At 40.3% G+C, this 16,467-nt stretch carries 13 protein-coding genes and 1 pseudogene; 5 read left to right on the plus strand and 9 right to left on the minus strand.

Annotation, left to right across the window (positions count from 1 at the left end; translation table 11 throughout):
- The first annotated feature begins 41 nt into the window (after positions 1-41).
- A complete protein-coding gene (locus FHG08_RS03405; RefSeq protein ID WP_178956793.1) occupies positions 42-3,263 on the plus strand; it encodes a S41 family peptidase in 3,222 nt (1,073 codons plus the stop codon).
- A gap of 97 nt (positions 3,264-3,360) precedes the next feature.
- Here FHG08_RS03405 and FHG08_RS03410 read toward each other — a convergent pair whose 3' ends face one another.
- The gene (locus FHG08_RS03410; RefSeq protein ID WP_178956794.1) at positions 3,361-4,659 is read right to left on the minus strand and encodes a DEAD/DEAH box helicase; all 1,299 of its coding nucleotides are present in this window, start codon (positions 4,657-4,659) and stop codon (positions 3,361-3,363) included.
- Between the two features lie 260 nt (positions 4,660-4,919).
- On the opposite strand from FHG08_RS03410, the gene FHG08_RS03415 reads away from it, so the two are divergent.
- The 3 genes from FHG08_RS03415 to FHG08_RS03425 all read left to right on the plus strand — a co-directional run bounded on the left by FHG08_RS03415 (position 4,920) and on the right by FHG08_RS03425 (position 6,834).
- Positions 4,920-6,008 (plus strand): hypothetical protein, encoded by a 1,089-nt coding sequence (locus tag FHG08_RS03415; protein ID WP_218648491.1) that lies wholly within the window; start codon positions 4,920-4,922, stop codon positions 6,006-6,008.
- A 12-nt stretch (positions 6,009-6,020) separates the two neighbouring features.
- The gene (locus FHG08_RS03420; RefSeq protein ID WP_147154738.1) at positions 6,021-6,374 is read left to right on the plus strand and encodes a hypothetical protein; all 354 of its coding nucleotides are present in this window, start codon (positions 6,021-6,023) and stop codon (positions 6,372-6,374) included.
- Positions 6,375-6,471: 97 nt separating this feature from the next.
- Positions 6,472-6,834, plus strand: a complete 363-nt coding sequence (locus tag FHG08_RS03425) for a hypothetical protein (RefSeq protein ID WP_178956796.1) — start codon at positions 6,472-6,474, stop codon at positions 6,832-6,834.
- A 367-nt stretch (positions 6,835-7,201) separates the two neighbouring features.
- On the opposite strand, the gene FHG08_RS03430 is transcribed toward FHG08_RS03425, so the two are convergent.
- The 7 genes and pseudogenes from FHG08_RS03430 to FHG08_RS03455 all read right to left on the minus strand — a co-directional run bounded on the left by FHG08_RS03430 (position 7,202) and on the right by FHG08_RS03455 (position 14,475).
- The gene (locus tag FHG08_RS03430; RefSeq protein WP_178956797.1) at positions 7,202-8,389 is read right to left on the minus strand and encodes an alpha/beta hydrolase-fold protein; all 1,188 of its coding nucleotides are present in this window, start codon (positions 8,387-8,389) and stop codon (positions 7,202-7,204) included.
- Positions 8,390-8,653: 264 nt separating this feature from the next.
- Positions 8,654-9,607, minus strand: a complete 954-nt coding sequence (locus FHG08_RS18850) for a TnsD family Tn7-like transposition protein (RefSeq protein WP_256729583.1) — start codon at positions 9,605-9,607, stop codon at positions 8,654-8,656.
- A 141-nt stretch (positions 9,608-9,748) separates the two neighbouring features.
- Positions 9,749-10,162, minus strand: a pseudogene (locus FHG08_RS19200) (TniQ family protein); the annotation flags it as partial.
- The gene (locus FHG08_RS19155) at positions 10,131-10,937 is read right to left on the minus strand and encodes a hypothetical protein (protein ID WP_178983200.1); all 807 of its coding nucleotides are present in this window, start codon (positions 10,935-10,937) and stop codon (positions 10,131-10,133) included. The gene FHG08_RS19155 and the pseudogene FHG08_RS19200, both read right to left, overlap by 32 nt.
- Positions 10,927-11,559, minus strand: coding sequence for a hypothetical protein (locus FHG08_RS03445; protein ID WP_178956800.1), 633 nt, complete (start codon positions 11,557-11,559; stop codon positions 10,927-10,929). Before FHG08_RS03445 ends, FHG08_RS19155 begins: the two co-directional genes overlap by 11 nt.
- A 2-nt stretch (positions 11,560-11,561) precedes the next feature.
- Positions 11,562-13,670, minus strand: a complete 2,109-nt coding sequence (locus tag FHG08_RS03450) for a hypothetical protein (protein WP_178956801.1) — start codon at positions 13,668-13,670, stop codon at positions 11,562-11,564.
- Complete coding sequence (locus tag FHG08_RS03455) at positions 13,663-14,475, minus strand: TnsA endonuclease N-terminal domain-containing protein (protein ID WP_178956802.1); 813 nt, start codon at positions 14,473-14,475, stop codon at positions 13,663-13,665. Before FHG08_RS03455 ends, FHG08_RS03450 begins: the two co-directional genes overlap by 8 nt.
- 313 nt (positions 14,476-14,788) lie before the next feature.
- On the opposite strand from FHG08_RS03455, the gene FHG08_RS03460 reads away from it, so the two are divergent.
- Entirely contained in the window at positions 14,789-15,160 is a 372-nt protein-coding gene (locus FHG08_RS03460; RefSeq protein ID WP_256729584.1) for an AlpA family transcriptional regulator, read from the plus strand.
- A gap of 96 nt (positions 15,161-15,256) precedes the next feature.
- Here FHG08_RS03460 and FHG08_RS03465 read toward each other — a convergent pair whose 3' ends face one another.
- Positions 15,257-16,459 (minus strand): ImmA/IrrE family metallo-endopeptidase, encoded by a 1,203-nt coding sequence (locus FHG08_RS03465; protein ID WP_178956803.1) that lies wholly within the window; start codon positions 16,457-16,459, stop codon positions 15,257-15,259.
- Positions 16,460-16,467: the final 8 nt, after the last annotated feature.

The raw sequence follows: 16,467 nt of genomic DNA on the forward strand, positions 1-16,467 counted from the left end.
ATTGTTATGATGGGATAGCTATTAATATAGGATGTAATTCCATGAAAAAACTAACAACATTGGCTCTTGCCTTGGCTGCAGCAATCGCGCCGGGTGTATCGGCCTATGAGACTAAAGACACTCGTTTACTCCGCTTTCCAGATATCCATAACCAAACCGTTACCTTTGTCTACAGTGGCGATATTTATATTGCGAATACGCAAACAGGCGAAAGCAAACGCTTAACCGACCATATTGGCTTTGAAACATTTCCTAAGTTTTCCCCTGACGGTAAGCGCATTGCATTTTCAGCCGAGTATAACGGTAGCCGACAAATTTATGTGATCAACAGTGACGGTTCAAACCTAAAGCAACTTACTTATTATAATGACGTTGGCCCAATGCCACCGCGTGGAGGTTTTGATTACCGCGTTTTAGATTGGACCGCCGATGGTAAAAATGTGGTATTTAGAGCTAACCGCACACCATGGGGGAAACGTATGGGCCGCCCTTACATGGTTCCTGCAGATGGCGGACTTGAACAGCCATTAGCGATTCCAGAAACTGGTGGCGGCATGCTATCTCCAGATGGCAGCAAATATGTTTACACGCCAATTGATCGAGAATTTCGCACGTGGAAACGTACTCGTGGTGGTCGTGCGCAAGATGTATGGATTTATGATTTAGAAAAAAACACCTCAGAACAACTAACTACAAACCGTGCAACCGACCAGCAACCAACTTGGGTTGGTGACGATATTTACTTTGTGTCTGACCGTGATTACACGCTAAACCTTTACCAATACCGCAAAGGCAGCGAACCAAAAAAACTTACCAACTATAAAAACTTTGACGTACTTTGGCCTTCAGCTGGCCCAAATGCGATTGTTTATGAAAACGGCGGTTATTTATATCGCTTTGACGCAAAAACACAAAAAAGCGCTAAGCTAAGCATTAACATTGCAGGCGTGCGCCAATACGCAATGCCGTATAGCAAAAATGTTAGCGATTTTATTGATTCTATGTCGCTCTCTCACGATGGTAAACGTGCTGTATTTACTGCCCGTGGTGAGCTGTTTAGCGTACCAATCAAACAAGGGCCTACACGCAACTTATCTTACACAGAGAAAAGCCGCGAAATAGATGCAAGCTGGTCACCAAATGGGCGTTACATTGCTTACATGAGCGATGAAAGCGGCGAGTACGAAATTTACTTAAAAGATCGCAGTAAAAACAATGCCATTAAGCAACTTACTAGCAATGGTAACATTTGGCGCTTTACGCCTATTTGGTCACCCGATAGCGCTAAGCTATTGTTTGCAGATAAAAACAACACACTTTGGTGGTTAGATGCAAAATCGGGCAAGCAACACAAAATTGATACCGGCATTTACGACGAAGACGGCATTACTCAGTATACGTGGTCGCCTAATAGCCAAGACATTGTGTATGTTAAAAATAACGAAAACCGTTATGCCTCACTGTGGCACTACAACCTTAAAAAAGAAAAGGTGACGCGCCTAACAGACGAAATGAGTAACGAGCAAAACCCAACCTTTTCGCCAGATGGCCAATACCTTTACTTTAGCTCTGAGCGCGACTTTAACCTGGCATTTAGCAGTTACGAGTTTGACTACATGTTTAACCGCGCCACCCGTATTTATGCGGCCGCAGTAAACGACAGTGTTAAACCGCTTATTGCCTTACAAAGTGATGAAACCACGATTGTAAAAGACGATGACGACGAAAAAGAAGACGACAAAAAAGTTAAAAACGCACTGCAAAGCAGCGACTTTATGCAGCGTGTTACCGCTCTTAACGCGCCAGCGGGCGATTACCGTGGCTTAACCGCAGTAAAAGACGGCGTACTGACGCTTGCTAATGGCGCATTACAACTTATAGGTACCGAGCACGACAGTGAGCTAGAAACAGTCGCTAAAGGTGTTAGCAATTACACTATATCGAGCAACAGCGAACACCTACTTGTACACACAAGTGGCGGTTACAGCTTAATAGAGCCTAAACCAAAGCAAGACCTAGACGCCAACAAGCTAGATTTAAGCAAAATGACGCTTAAAATCAACCCGCAAGCTGAGTGGCAACAAATGTACGTAGAAGGCTGGCGCACACTGCGTGACTGGTTCTACGACGAAAATCACCACGGTCAAGATTGGGATGCTATTTTAGCTAAATACCAACCTATGGCTGATGCTATTAGCCACCGTAGCGACCTTGATTACGTACTTAGCGAAATTGCCGGCGAAATTAACTCAGGTCATATTTACGTGCAATCGGGCGATATGCCAAAAGCCGAACGTAAAAATCACGGTTTATTAGGCGCTAAGCTTGCAAGCGACCCATCTGGTTACGTAAAAATAGAGCAAATCTTTAAAGGTGAAAACTGGCATAACGATTTCCGCTCACCGCTGGGGACTACTGGTGTAAAAGCACATAACGGCGATTACATTATTGCGGTAAATGGCCGCTCGGTTAAAGACGTTGCTAACTTTTACGAACTCCTTGAAAACACCCAAGGCGAGCAAGTAGAGCTAGTGCTAAACAGCAAACCGCGTAGCAAAGGTGCGTGGCAAGTAACAGTAAAACCGGTAGCCAGTGAGCAAGGTCTACGTTATTTAGATTGGGTTAACTCGCGTGCAGCCTACGTTAATAAGCTATCAAATGGGCGTATTGGCTATGTGCACCTGCCAAATACAGCCTATGAGGGTAACCGCGCCATGTTTAAAAACTACATGCCGCAAACAACCAAAGATGCCATGATTATTGATGACCGTTACAATGGCGGTGGTTTTATTCCTGAGCATATGATCACTTGGCTTGCGCGTAAACCGCTTAACTATTGGAAACGCCGTGGTGTAGAGCCAACTAAAACACCGCAGTTTGCGCACAATGGTCCTAAAGCCATGCTAATAAATGGCTATTCAAGTTCTGGTGGTGACGCAATCCCTTACTACTTCCGCCAGGCTGGTCTAGGTAAGCTAATTGGTACCCGTACATGGGGTGGCTTAATTGGTATTTCTGGTAACCCAAGCCTTGTAGACGGCGGACAAGTAATTGCTGCTACATTCCGTATTTTAGACACAAAAGGTAACTGGATCATAGAAAACGAAGGTGTTGCACCAGATATTAAAGTAATTGATCGTCCAGAGCTTATTTATAAAGGCCAAGATCCATCAATAGAGCGTGCTGTACAAGAGTTATTAAAGGAGCTTAAAGAAAATCCTAAACAACCCTTAGTGATACCACCAGCACCTTCTAAGTTTTAATTTGCTGCATAGCTAAACAAGCTAATACCAATAAAAAACCCTGCAAATTTGCAGGGTTTTTTATGACTTGGATTTAATGACTTATATGTATTAAGGCTTACCTTTTTCTCCAGCCGCTCCATACATCATCTTCTTGGTTGGCTTTTTTCTTCTTTTTCTTACCTGTACCTTCTGGCTTGGCCATTGGCTTGTCGTTTTTTAGCGCCTCAGCCGCATCAAGGTTGGCTTGGTTTACAGCAAAACCTGCTACCTCTTCGCGCTCTAAGCGAAGTTTGTTTTTCTTTTCGATAATTCTAAAGTGATGGAAGTCTTCATAATCAATTAACGATAACGCTAAACCGACTTCACCAGCACGGCCGCTTCGGCCAATACGGTGCATATAATCAGCAGGGCTGCGCGGTAAGTTAAAGTTAATAACAACAGGCAGTTTGGCAATATCTAAACCACGGGCTGCTATATCGGTGGCAATAAGTACTTCTATTTCGCCAGCTTTAAACTTTTCGATTACCCAAGTACGCTCGCTTTGGCCTTTATCGCCATGGAATACTTGTGCGTTCACGCCGCGTTTTTCAAGTTTGCTGGCTAAGTGCTCACAATCTTTTTTAGCGTTTACAAAAATCAGCGCTTGGCGCCATTTATGCTGCTTAATTAAATGCGCCAAAACCGTGGTTTTTTCACCTTTATTAACCGTAAATACACGCTGTACTAAAGTGCTTTCGTCTTTGCTTTGAACTTGTATTTCAACAGGATTGGTTAACAGCTTTTGTGTTAATTGTGTGACTTGCTCTGGGAACGTCGCTGAAAACAACATGGTTTGCTTTTTAGCTGGCATTAACGCCAACAGCTCTGCAAGCTCTTCGGTAAAGCCAAGGCTTAACATGCGATCAGCTTCATCAAGCACTAAGGTTGAAACTTTATCAAGCTTAATAGCATTGCTTGATATTAAGTCAAGTAAACGCCCTGGCGTTGCAACAATGATATCAGCACCGCCGCGAAGTGCTTGCATCTGGGTATTAACCGACACACCACCAAATACCGCCACCGTTTTAATGGCGCCATTAAAATTAGCAGAATACGATTTAACACTATCGGCTACCTGCACTGCCAGCTCGCGAGTAGGTACCAAAATAAGCCCTGTTACAAAGTTGCCTTTGCTCGCTGCTTTTTTAGCACCTTGCGCTAAAAATAGCGTTTGTAGCATAGGCAAAGCAAAGGTTGCTGTTTTACCTGAGCCGGTATTTGCCCCCGCAATTAAGTCACTCCCCGCCAAGATACTTGGAATTGCTTTTGCCTGAATCGGCGTAGGTTGCGTGTATTCAAGGTCAGACAAACGAGCAATTAGCTCTGGAATAAGGCCAAGTTCGTTGAAATTACTAGGATTTGCGGCTGAGGTCATAAAAGGTGCGGGCTCATTGCTAAAAATAGCCTGTAATTTTAGCGTATTTAGCAGCTATTAAGTAGAGGTTAGTGATTTAAATAAAATGCATCTTGCTTTATTAAACGATGATTCTCTGAATATCGCTTTGCATTAATACTATTTTTCACATACATCAATCATTACAAATAATAGCTGAACACGCTGTATTATTGATTTCAGCATTTCAAGTGTGTTATTTTTGCAGCCTGATGGATTAATTTTAGATGCAAGGAAATGTCATGTCTCAATTTGATTTATGTTTCAATACGAAAAGTCGAGCAAGCTTACCTTTTAACAGTAATAACTTAGAGCAATTAAAGCGATTTAGAGAGGATAACCCTCATATTATAGGTAACTTTATACCTCAAGGAACCCCGTTCATTTTAAGAACTCCACAATCTGGGGATATGAGTGATTTCAGGCGATCTCGTCCTGACATAGCTTGTGCACTTGATAATACGGTGTCTTGGCCTGAGCATACAAAGAGAAATGTCAGTACTATAGTAAACAACTTCGGTGATGAAGATGCTTTGGCTATTGCCGCGCTATACGATGCGGAAATATCTCCATATGTTGATAAAGTAAGAGGTTTAACGAGTCAACAAGTTCTTGGAAGAAATCTTGATACCTTGACTGCCACTGGCGCAGCACTTACCTCATTAGAGTCAAGCCAAGTGAGATTAAGTACATTTGGAAAAGCGATTCTAAAATACCAAACTAGCTTAATTGAAATTAGAAAAGCATCGCAGAACAAGCAGCCTAAATTAGAATTAATCAAACTAGGTAACAAAGCAAAGCAAGCCCATCTAGAGTTAAACACTGTATTTAAAAGAGAAATGGTTAAATTCAAAGGCAAAGTGAAAGCATCTGCACGGGGTAATATCTGGTCTAATGCGCAGCGAGGCATAGATACAGCAAGAAGCGCAAGAAGTTCAGCTCCCTTGCAATTAACTTCTTTAGCTAACATACAGCACTTACGTAAATTAGAGCAAGGATCCAATATTGCAGGAAAGTTTGTCATTGCGATTGATGCAGGTCTTCGAGCTGATAGCGTTTATGACGATTACAAAGCAGGTAAAGACTGGCAGCGCAGTGCAGTAAGGGAAGCTACAGGTTTTGGTTTAGGGACAGCTGCAGGAGCATATGTTGGCGGTACGACTATAACCGCAGGGGTAGGAATAGCAATTGCAATGGGTCCAGTTGGCTGGGTAATTCTTATAGGTGTAGGCTTGGGGGCTGGTTATGCTGCAGCTAAAGTTGGTGATGCTGTTGGAAAGGGTTTCTCAGGTCTAGTTTATGACCTTAGCTCTAATATAAGCTGGTTTTAAGCTATGTATCTTATGCCTGAAACTTTTTACTGGATAATAACTGGGCCATTTATAATTGCTTTTCTTATTTCAGCTTTGTGCTTCACTCGTATTTCAATGAAACACATAGAGAAGAAAATGCGTGAGGAAGGGATACATGAGCCACTTTGGGATAAAGGACTGGGCATAAGAGTGAGCATGTATGGCAAAGTAATAAGGCGGCAAAAACCCGCAAAGGCGACGGTTGTTAATGACGAAGCAATTTTACGACACGCCAGACCTATCGATTTAATTTTAGCTCGCACAATGCATTACTCTTTCGTAATTATGATGACCCTAGCTGTATATGGTTATTTTGCATATGACTTAGGTGAGCGCGCTTATTAATTTCATGACGAAATTATAGGCAGAAGGTTTTATGCTACAGAAAATCACTTGTACCTTAATATATGCTTACTTCTCTGATATAAATTGGTTTTAAATCATGTATGTGATGCCTGAAAAGATTTTTTTATTTATATCTTTACCAATAATAATTAGCTATCTAATTTCAACTTTATGCTTTACTCGTATTTCAATGAAACATATTGAGAAAAAAATGCGTGAGGAAGGGATACATGAACCACTTTGGGATAAAGGGCTGGGCATAAGAGTGAGCATGTATGGCAAAGTAATAAGGCGGCAAAAACCCGCAAAAGCGACGGTTGTTAATGACGAAGCTATTTTGCGACACGCCAGACCTATCGATCTAATTTTAGCTCGCGTAATGCATATATCATTTATAGGTTTGATGTTCGTAATTGCCTATGGCTACTTTGCCTATGATTTAGGTAATCGCGCAGACTAAAAAGGAGCACAAAGCGCCTTTTACATCAAACCTGTCGCCTATTGATTTTAAAATTTTTAGGCCGACTTTGCCAAATTGCGTGGTTCGTCAACATCTGTGCTTTAATTACCGCTTTATAGTGCGACAGTGATTACACGCATAGTCATCTGACTCACAGTATGAGTATTTACCAGTAAACTCTTCTTAGTCTGCAATACCATCAGCAAGTAATATTGCTTCTTCTAATTTGTTTGGTAAAGCTTTAATCACGTTAAAGATCACTCTTTGAATCTAAACCCTACTCTTGTAATTAATTTGACTGTCACCGAGAGCACTCCAAACTTAAAGAGGCTTTCATAAAAAGCCAACAACTAAGTTGGCAATATTATTAGTTCTTACTCAGTTCTGCTTGTAACCTGACTTTTGTTTCTTTTAAGTAATTTAAATAAGGATATGAGTCATCTGCAATGGCTAAAGCCGACTCCATCTGTTCAAACGCTTGGCGAGTATCACCCTGCATTTCATAGCCATATGATAAGGCTGAAAGCGCATCGACTGATTTTGGGTGGTTTTTTAAATTGTACTTAAACACCTCAATAGCACGGGTAAACTGCTTGCTGCCCGTTAGGTTATAACCGAGTGATCTAACAGCACGGTCTGGTGGAGATATCTGCTCGCCCCATTGTTGAGATAATGTTTTGTAATAACCATCAATAGAGGCTACATCGTCAGTTAAAGCACTTATAGGCATTTGTTTAGGTAAAAATAAGTTGTAGTAGGCATTAAATACGCCAGCAGCAGTGGTTAAGCCATGCGAGATGCCATCAAACGCATCATTAAAAAAGCGTAACCCTCGCGCTTTATGCGATTGCAGTGATTGCTGTAATTCATCATACCTTTCTCGCATTATGCCAGCTTCTTCGCCGATATTGATATAAACGTAACTGTTAAGCTCTTTGTTTTTAGTTATAAACGATTTTGTACTTTTTACCATTGCGCCATAATTCCACCAAACTGCAGGGCTATACGCAATATGCGCTTGAAATAGTTCGGGATTTGCCTGCAACGCGTATAGCGCAAATACACCACCAGCAGATGCGCCAGCAATCACTTTATAGTCATGCGTGCGATAGTTCTTATTTACTAAAGGAATGAGCTCTTGTTCAAAGAACGCTAAAAACTTTGCCGCGCCGCCCCCTTCACCGACAGGCCCTTGTGGCTCTTTATTCACTGTAGGATACATATCTCTAAGTCGATTAGTGTTTTCAATAGCGACAATAATAACCTCAGGCGCACGATTATCATTTTGTAAGCGCTCAATAACAGCACTTGCAAGCGGTATATTACCCGCTCCATCTAAGCGATAAACAACTGGGTATACCTTATTTGGCTGAGCTTGGTAGCTCTTTGGTAACTTTACAACAACTGTGCGTTCTTCGTTTAAAACAGCCGATTTAATAGTGTGCATGAACTGAGAGTCATCAGCACTTTGCTGTTTAATGCCAGCTTGTGCAAAGGCACTTTGTGAACTAAAAGCAAAAAAGCTAAAAAAACAAATAACGGTTAATAAACGCATAACTAATCCCTTAGAGAATAATAAGTTACTTAAGCTAACAGAGTTTCAGGCACAAAAAAAGCGCATTGAGCGCTTTTTTTAACATTAATAAAAACTGTGCACGTTAAATAATGTTCGAAACTGAGATGCTCTATAAATGTATGATCTTAAATAGAAAGTACGATCCCAGCCAATTTAAAGTGTACGCTCCCAGTTTCTACTTCTTAAAGTTCGCTACTAGATAACTTCGCAACTAAACAAAATAGGTATTAATTACTTTTTAGCTTAACTATCCGGGTAAAAGCAACTCAAAAACCTCGATGCAACCTCAGTTATGCGCACATCATTCAGCCCAGATTTTCGAAGAACTAACCACCTTGGTAGTGACATGTCGCCGCTATTTTTTAATGTATAAGTTAATCTCCTAATTTGATAGTCAGATACATCTTCTGAATATCTTCGAAGAAACTCAGCGGTTAAAGGAAGTTTATTGAATTGCTTTTCAATTGATGTGCCTTTATCCAAATGGCTCAGGTACCATTTTTGAGATCTTCTTGGGCCTTCAAGGTCATACAAATACAAATCCCTAATTTCTACTAATTGGCGAATCAGCTGAACATCTCTTTTGTGCCAGTCAACTCGTGTATTAATGTATGGTATAGGCTGTTTATATCGAAGGTTAACTTTAAGTAGCCAACCTTTATCGTGCCTGTATAGCCAAGCATATATAGCAGCTCCATTACCTGTACGAGCAATTTTAGTTCCTCTGGTTTTAACCAAATTGTACCAATCTTTTTTATAGCCTTTTAACTCCCTATCAGTGTGAGTACAACCCTTATATGTTAGTTCTTTTCCTAATTGAATTAACTTTACGCACCTTAAAATTTCAATAATATTCGCAGATTCCCCTTTAAGTGCATAAATAAAAACTAAGTGCTCAAGATAGCTGAATGACCTCCGGTGTTTTCTGGTAATGCAGTGTAGCCAACTAGATTCAGATTCACTCGGAACTAGATTCATGGCGCTAAGCCAAAACAAAGGCCAAGCTTTTAATATCGCTGATTTTATCTTTAAATAGTCGACATAATTACCCTTGCTCATACCAGCTTCGTTCACTAGTTGATGGTAGAAAGCCGTCCATTGGCTATAGCTTGCTGAAGTTTCAGATCCTTTCTCAAGCAAACCCATTACTTGATTAGCAAGCCAATAAAAACAATGAAACTCAGATATGGTGTTCATTTTAATATCGTCGAGCGAGATAATTGATAAGGGTATATATTCATGTCGCTTAGATACTGAGTGATATGGCTGCACTGAAACTAACTTTGCTTTATGAACAAGGCAGTATTCAACTCCACTAATCTGGTGTACTCGCATCCAGTATGGCTCACCCAAAGTGTTTAATTGCTCGGAATAACATTTAGGACAACACCGAAGGTGATGTAACTTTGGAATTCTTGAGCAGGCATACCCAGAGCGTAAATGCACCGCTCCATATGATTTACCTTTCAAAAGTTCTAAACATTGTACTCGACGGTCTTCCGGCATGAATGGCGCATATAATGGAAATAGCGTGTTGTTATAAGTCAATTGTTCGCTTGAACGCAGGGTTAAAGAGTTTGTTACACTCAGAGCATTAAGTCTGGAAGGGAAGTTAATTGTCGATATTGCTGTTCGAGTATCCATTGCAAGGTCAATCAATCGCTTGGGACTGACCTCACAAAATTGCACTCTCGCTCTCGCTAAAATGCTGTATAACAGCTCATCTGGATAAGGTTTGGGGAAATTTATCATGAAGAGTGAAATCTCCAATTGGCAATACGAGTCCAACTTCCTTGAGCATTAAGTAATAATTGTCCTCTTTTTGTTGAGATGCTATGTAACGCAAATCATCTTCAGGCAGAGTCTTCCATTGTGATTTTGATATGCGGCTAAAGTCTTTTCGCTGCATGGATTCCAATTTAGGCATTTTACGACGCTTTGGCTTTGAAGCTGGCGGCGGCAGAGGTTTAGCTGATTTATCGTATCGCTTTTCACGAGCAATGTCAGAGAAAAACGAACGGTGCTGGCTAAAGTACTTTTTCTGTACTCTCAACATTAACTCTTTAGAAATGCTTTCCATTCCCGTATTTATAGCCTCATGCAGGCATCGTGCATAAAAGCGCACTGCTATTCCAACAACACCTTTACATGCGTTAAACCATATTTCTTTAAGTTCTTTATTTAGCTCAATATCCTGCGCTTTCAAGCAGTTAAACTTCCAAAGCCTAGCTGTAAATCGAGACCAGCGATCAGATAGTTCTTCGTTTTCACTTGCGAAAGCACAAAGAGGATCCCAGGTAAGCTTTTCCGAACTTATTTCATTAATGTCATAACAATCAACATCACTCGAAAGCATAACAACAGGAATTATGTCAGCAAGACCAGCTAAGTGTTCAAATAACAATTCTCGTTTATCGGTAGGCCAATTCTGAGTCGATTCTAATGAGTCAATGATCAAAGTTCCCACATTATAGGTTGTTAGAAGACTCCTCATTTTCATAAATGCAGCGCATACACTAGGGGCCACCTTCACTTCCTAAAGCAAGCTCTAAGGCTTCTAGGAACCGGGCGCAATACTCCAATAGATTGGAAACCCCTTTCAACTCAACTTTTAAATACACGACTTGAACTTGAGAAAGCTTCCCATGCCAAACTACTTGCGGATAGAGTGACAAACAACGCTCAATTGCTGCCGTTTTACCACAGCTCTTCGGCCCTACAATGGCGGTAATATCTCGGCGCTTTTGCACTGCTGTGTCGTCATGCCAAACATGGGGATTACCGCCCATAGCTAACATTAGGTTATTAGATAAGACTCGACCTTTATTCCTAATAGGAGCCTTATTTTGATACCCGCTTTTTATCGTCAAGTCTAAGCGATCGTACAAATCAACAATCTCAGGCACTGAAACATAAAAACTATCAATTAACGACTGAACACTACTTTTCCGCCGGCTATCTTTGTCTTCAGCTGTTGCCTTAATAACTTGATCATTTTTAAAATGAGCCTTTAATAAGCCCATATCTAATGTATCCCTGAGCACATCAACAAATTGATTACCGGTTGTGTCATCAGTTGAAATCAAATCTTCAGCTCGCCAAGCTTTTGGTGGTATCGTTTCAATAGGTAATGTCTGCTGTTTTTTCATAATTAGTCCTCATCATCCATGAAAATTTCGTTCAGTCGTGTATTTGCCATCACGACAGAAGTTTGCGAATCGTTGTTGGAAGGATTGCGTTCGTTTCTCGCTGACTCAGGCTTTACAGCACCGTAAATCGCTTTACTTTCATCCCTTTGAGCAGCTTTATCACCAAGTTTAGAAAGCTCTTCATTCATTGTTCGATTAGCTGACTTTGACTTCTTATCTTCTATAGCTGCACGCACTTCTTCCTTGTTTTTTAACTGTTGTTCAAGCGCATACAGCGTGTGATGGTGCATTGCGTCATTATTTGTGTCTTGAATTTCTTTGTACCTCAACTCTGCGTCACGCCAAGTTAGTCCTTCAAATCGTCTATAATGAACGTACAGAAGACATTTAATATACTTAGTCTCTCCATTCTTTGGCACTAGGTAGATAGCAGAGGCGTCTGATTGATCGATGGCAACCTCCATTTTTTGCCTGTTGTTGTAAACCCTTTCTCGTAGACCTGGCGTATCAGGGATCTCAAATTGAAGATGTTTGTAAGTGAGAATATAACCTCTAGACACGCTCGCTTTATCTCTTTCAAGCAATGAATACCAGAAATACTCTGGATCAACAGAATGAAGCGGACCTGTCCTATGAGCTATGCCCCATTTCCATTTCGAGTTTGGAGAGGTATCAAGATTGGTTGGATAGTCTGCGTCGACTTTTCCCACTCCCATCGTTTTAGAGTTGAGAACCATGACAGTTCGCGCAATAATGCGGTTCAACTCACTTAGCAGCATTGTATATTCATCGGGCTTGTACTTACCGCCATGTTTTTTTGGTAAGTATTCCGAAATCAGACCAGGAAGTAGGTGGCTTATTTCCGCATAAACTCGACCAAAACTTCTTTCACCTTTACCTCTTTTTTCTGGCTGGGAGGCTCCGCTATTAATCATAGCTGTTCCATGCTCGACAGAAACAGAAGTGATTTTTTTACTTCGAAGGTCAGAACCTAAGTCCCCAAAAAAAGCTTTTGGCAAGCCCTGCATCGACCAGTCACTTGGCTCGATTTCCAAACCAAATTCTCGACATAATTCAACTTTATCCCTGACCGCAACAGTCATAGCGTTCATTGCATTGAAATACGATGGGGGCGTTAGTGTCAGCAAGAAGCCTACACAGCTAGAAGTATCGCTATCAATAACTTCATAGAGAGTTGGCCTACCCAGAGGGAATCGCTCTTCATCGGCCAATCCTGCATCGAAAGGCGTCGCATCTATTTCATAAGAGTATCCAGGGCCAACTAAATTGGCACTGACTGCTGAAGTAAGCTTTCTAACGTTAGCATTGAAATGTTTTTCACCAAATTTAGCTTTTGCTCGGGCTTCAGAGCTGAATTTGTGATAATAGAAAGCTTTAAATAAATCAAAGCTAGGTTTTTCATTTTCCAATTTACGAACATCCCCATTGCACCAGCGCGCTAGAAAGTCATAATAAGCATCTTGTATTCTGTTTGTATTCTTGGGTTTACCCTTTTTATCAACAGTGTATTTACCGCTGAAAATTGTGTACTTGATAGCAGTTTCCATCACTGATTCCATTTCAGGAGTAGACTGAGTTGAATCATAACTTCCGTGTTCTTTAGGTCGACCTAAGCGTTTTTCCCGTCTTGTTTTTTTCTTACCTTTACCACCACAGTTAGCATAATCAGGCAGAAGTGCATTGGGGGTTTGTCCACGCTGCCAATATCGTCTGAGATAACGATAAATCGTACTTTTTGCACCGACACCCATTGCAACAAGTACTTTAATTAATTCAGCCCGCTGTTTTTTAATCCAATATTTAGAGCCACCAATGACACCTTGGATTCGAGCAAGGTTACTATCACGTATTGCATGATAATCATGACCTACTTCATAGCTACGATTTACACTTTCTCGCCATGGATCCTCAACATTGATAATCTGGTGTTGATCATCAATATTTTCGACTTGTTGTACAGTTAGCTGAAAAGGGAGAGCGTCATCTTTTTCAATATTAATGAAAATGGCAAAGTCACCAAAATCATCCAATAAACGGTACTTATGGCCGTCCCAGCTGTAAACATGATTGCGCGTCATAAAATCAAGCATGAAGCACCTCATTTACAACTTGAATGTCAGCTCCCCTTAGGTCAAAGAAGTCTCTGTCAAATTTCAAAAAGAAAGCACCAAGCTGCACGAGTTGCTTAAACCTGTAAAGGTAGGTGCCATCCTGAACCCCTATTTCTTCATCAAGAGCAACAAGTAAATTATGAATTCGTTCGTCTGGGTTGCTGAGAAAAACGTTCTCAATTGTGGCAACATGAGAGTAAAGCTCATCAACATCACAATCATCTAGGTTCGCGCCAATTATCCACTCCAGAGTACGGTGGGTTTTCCTACAAATTTGTTCTTCCGTAACCACATACAACGGAATGCCAAGTCGAGCCAACGAAGCTCGTTCTAATTGAAGCTTTTCAATCGTCCGCCATCCTTTTAAATCTTGTACGTATTTTACATAAACACCAAACTTTTCATGTTCAGGACCGTCAAGCGTAACAACAAAATCGGTTGTTAGAGGCTTTTTCTCTGGCTCGTACTGTGGCGAGTGGTTAATCCCTAAATCATGGGCTAGCTTCAACGTGGTTTTTAGGTCATGTGGGTACTGAGATTGAATGTCGACCACTTGAGGATCCATATCCAAAATGATGAACACCATATATTCAAGTAAAGACAGTGTATGTTCAATGCGCCCAGTTGTGCGACTTTTAACTCGTCGCATTTGACCCTTTGAAGAAACCGTGTGCACAGTAGCACCAGGCTGATAATCTTTGTCTGGAACATAAGCTTCTTCGACAATTTCATTTAACTTAAGACTCATTTGAGCCTCGCCACTCACATCAGTGGTACTTAACATCGTTAATATCCTTATCAACATAAGACTCTTTGAGGCATCATCCTGATGCCCTTAATTACAAATTAATTTTAACACATTTTGAAAGATACGATCGTAACCCAATGTTTTTGTTAGCTTTAAAACAATATAACCAAGCTAAAGATAAATATATATAAAGCGTTTCCCTTAAAAAATAAGTACTTAATTAAATTTAAGAAAAAATAATTTTTTTGTAAAAAATTTATTTTTAAGTGCTAAAATTTTGAAAAATCTTTCTCGCCTCTTCTTTTGGTGAGCTATTCAAAATCACTCTTAAAACATGCTTAAGACTCAGATGAAACAACATAAACAAGTAGAGCAATATCTAGAAGTTTTAGAGCTACAACTAAAAAACAATATTGCAGAAATGCAACTGGCATTAAAAACGATTACTGAAATATCAAATAACCTTTTAAACCAACAAAATGACAAAAGTATAAAGTCCTCCCAGATTTTAGACGCACCACCTACCTGTAAATTATCAGAAAAACCGCCGGAATCACTTTTACGAATTCAGGAGGTTTGTTTAATACTCGGGATAAGTAGATCGACACTATATCGAATGGTTAATGATGGCCAGTTCCCTAAAGCACTAGATTTAGGGCCTCGCTACAAAGCTTGGCAAAAGAGTACTGTTACAGAGTGGATTCGTGCATCTGATAATTGAATTTACAACACAAAATAGCCTTTTTAATCGAACGAAGCTTTATGCTGTAAAGTAACAGGTAGAATCATACCTACCCATTACTATTGAAAACGAAGTTTATTTTTTAAAATGGCTTTTTACTTTATCTCTAAATGCTTTGCCAAATTTAGAATGATCATTGAGCTCATGGCGAACTCTGCCGGCAACAATACAAGGGGAGATGCTAAGGCTACTCGCAAATTTACGGACTGAACTAGTATCTTGCATTTCTAAATGGTTCAAATCACCTGATGGAATTAAGCTTTCTTGAGCCAATGCATCTGCTTCTTGTTCAACTTTATCGCCACCTTCTGCATCTAAATTATCCAAGTACCAAGTCTCGGTTCCATCTAAATGCAACGCGATATGCGCTAATTCATGCATTAAAGAAAACCAAAAGTTATCTAACTTATCGTGGCGTAATGTAAGTGCAACAACAGGGTTCCCGCTTGCACAAATACATACAGCACCGTCCAAATACGTTTTTGGTAAATGACCCTCAATAACTAAATGAATACCATGGCGGTTTAAAAACTCTTTAGCTAATTTAGGCCCCTGATCAGACCATGACAATTGCGCTAATTTTTTCATCCAATTAGCATCAACAGTTCCTTTTACATATTTGACTGGGAGCTGCTCTAATTGCGCTTTTTGTAAAACCCTAACTTGCCAAGCCCATAAAGCATAGCTATCAATCTCTTTGTCATTTGAGCGTAAATGAGCTGTGGTTCTTAATAATGCTGGTTTTAAAGAAAATCCATTGGGTACAGACGTTAAAAACTGATTAAGCTTCTCAATTGAATACTCTTTCAATTCATTTATTGAGCCTTTAAACCCTTCAAAATATCCACGAGATCGCATTTCAGTTATAGGAAAGGCATCCCAATTAATATCTTTTGAGATAGCGCTTTTAGCGCAAGGTTCTTTAATCAACACATCAGCAGATATTCCTAAGCCCGCGCTTAGCTTACGAATCATATTCAAGCTTAAACTTCGCGTGCCATTTAGTACCTCAGTTACTTTTGAAGCAGATCCAAAATAAGGCACTAAATCTTTTTTAATCAAGCCCTGTTGCTCCATACGAAATTTTATTGCTTCAATTGGATCAGGGAAGTCAATAGGAAATGCTTCTTCCTCGTACTTTTCAATTAAAAATGCCAGTAAATCCAGCTCATCACTTTCTGCTGAATCTGGAGCGGGGTCAAAATCCATTAATGTCATGACACGCGCTAAAGCTTGCTCATGATCTTGAGACGATTTAATTAACTTAATGTGGCCCATAATACCTC

Source organism: Pseudoalteromonas sp. Scap03, assembly GCF_013393115.1.
In the GTDB taxonomy this organism is placed as follows: domain Bacteria; phylum Pseudomonadota; class Gammaproteobacteria; order Enterobacterales; family Alteromonadaceae; genus Pseudoalteromonas.

What these genes read in the sequence shown, in the direction of transcription:
- FHG08_RS03430 (WP_178956797.1), bottom strand. Translation starts at nt 8,389, where the DNA reads ATGCGTTTATTAACCGTTATTTGTTTTTTTAGCTTTTTTGCTTTTAGT.
- FHG08_RS03410 (WP_178956794.1), bottom strand. Translation starts at nt 4,659, where the DNA reads ATGACCTCAGCCGCAAATCCTAGTAATTTCAACGAACTTGGCCTTATT.
- FHG08_RS03455 (WP_178956802.1), bottom strand. Translation starts at nt 14,475, where the DNA reads ATGTTAAGTACCACTGATGTGAGTGGCGAGGCTCAAATGAGTCTTAAG.
- FHG08_RS03465 (WP_178956803.1), bottom strand. Translation starts at nt 16,459, where the DNA reads ATGGGCCACATTAAGTTAATTAAATCGTCTCAAGATCATGAGCAAGCT.
- FHG08_RS03415 (WP_218648491.1), top strand. Translation starts at nt 4,920, where the DNA reads ATGTCTCAATTTGATTTATGTTTCAATACGAAAAGTCGAGCAAGCTTA.
- FHG08_RS18850 (WP_256729583.1), bottom strand. Translation starts at nt 9,607, where the DNA reads ATGAACACCATATCTGAGTTTCATTGTTTTTATTGGCTTGCTAATCAA.
- FHG08_RS03445 (WP_178956800.1), bottom strand. Translation starts at nt 11,559, where the DNA reads ATGAAAAAACAGCAGACATTACCTATTGAAACGATACCACCAAAAGCT.
- FHG08_RS03450 (WP_178956801.1), bottom strand. Translation starts at nt 13,670, where the DNA reads ATGCTTGATTTTATGACGCGCAATCATGTTTACAGCTGGGACGGCCAT.
- FHG08_RS03405 (WP_178956793.1), top strand. Translation starts at nt 42, where the DNA reads ATGAAAAAACTAACAACATTGGCTCTTGCCTTGGCTGCAGCAATCGCG.
- FHG08_RS03460 (WP_256729584.1), top strand. Translation starts at nt 14,789, where the DNA reads ATGAAACAACATAAACAAGTAGAGCAATATCTAGAAGTTTTAGAGCTA.
- FHG08_RS03425 (WP_178956796.1), top strand. Translation starts at nt 6,472, where the DNA reads ATGTATGTGATGCCTGAAAAGATTTTTTTATTTATATCTTTACCAATA.
- FHG08_RS03420 (WP_147154738.1), top strand. Translation starts at nt 6,021, where the DNA reads ATGCCTGAAACTTTTTACTGGATAATAACTGGGCCATTTATAATTGCT.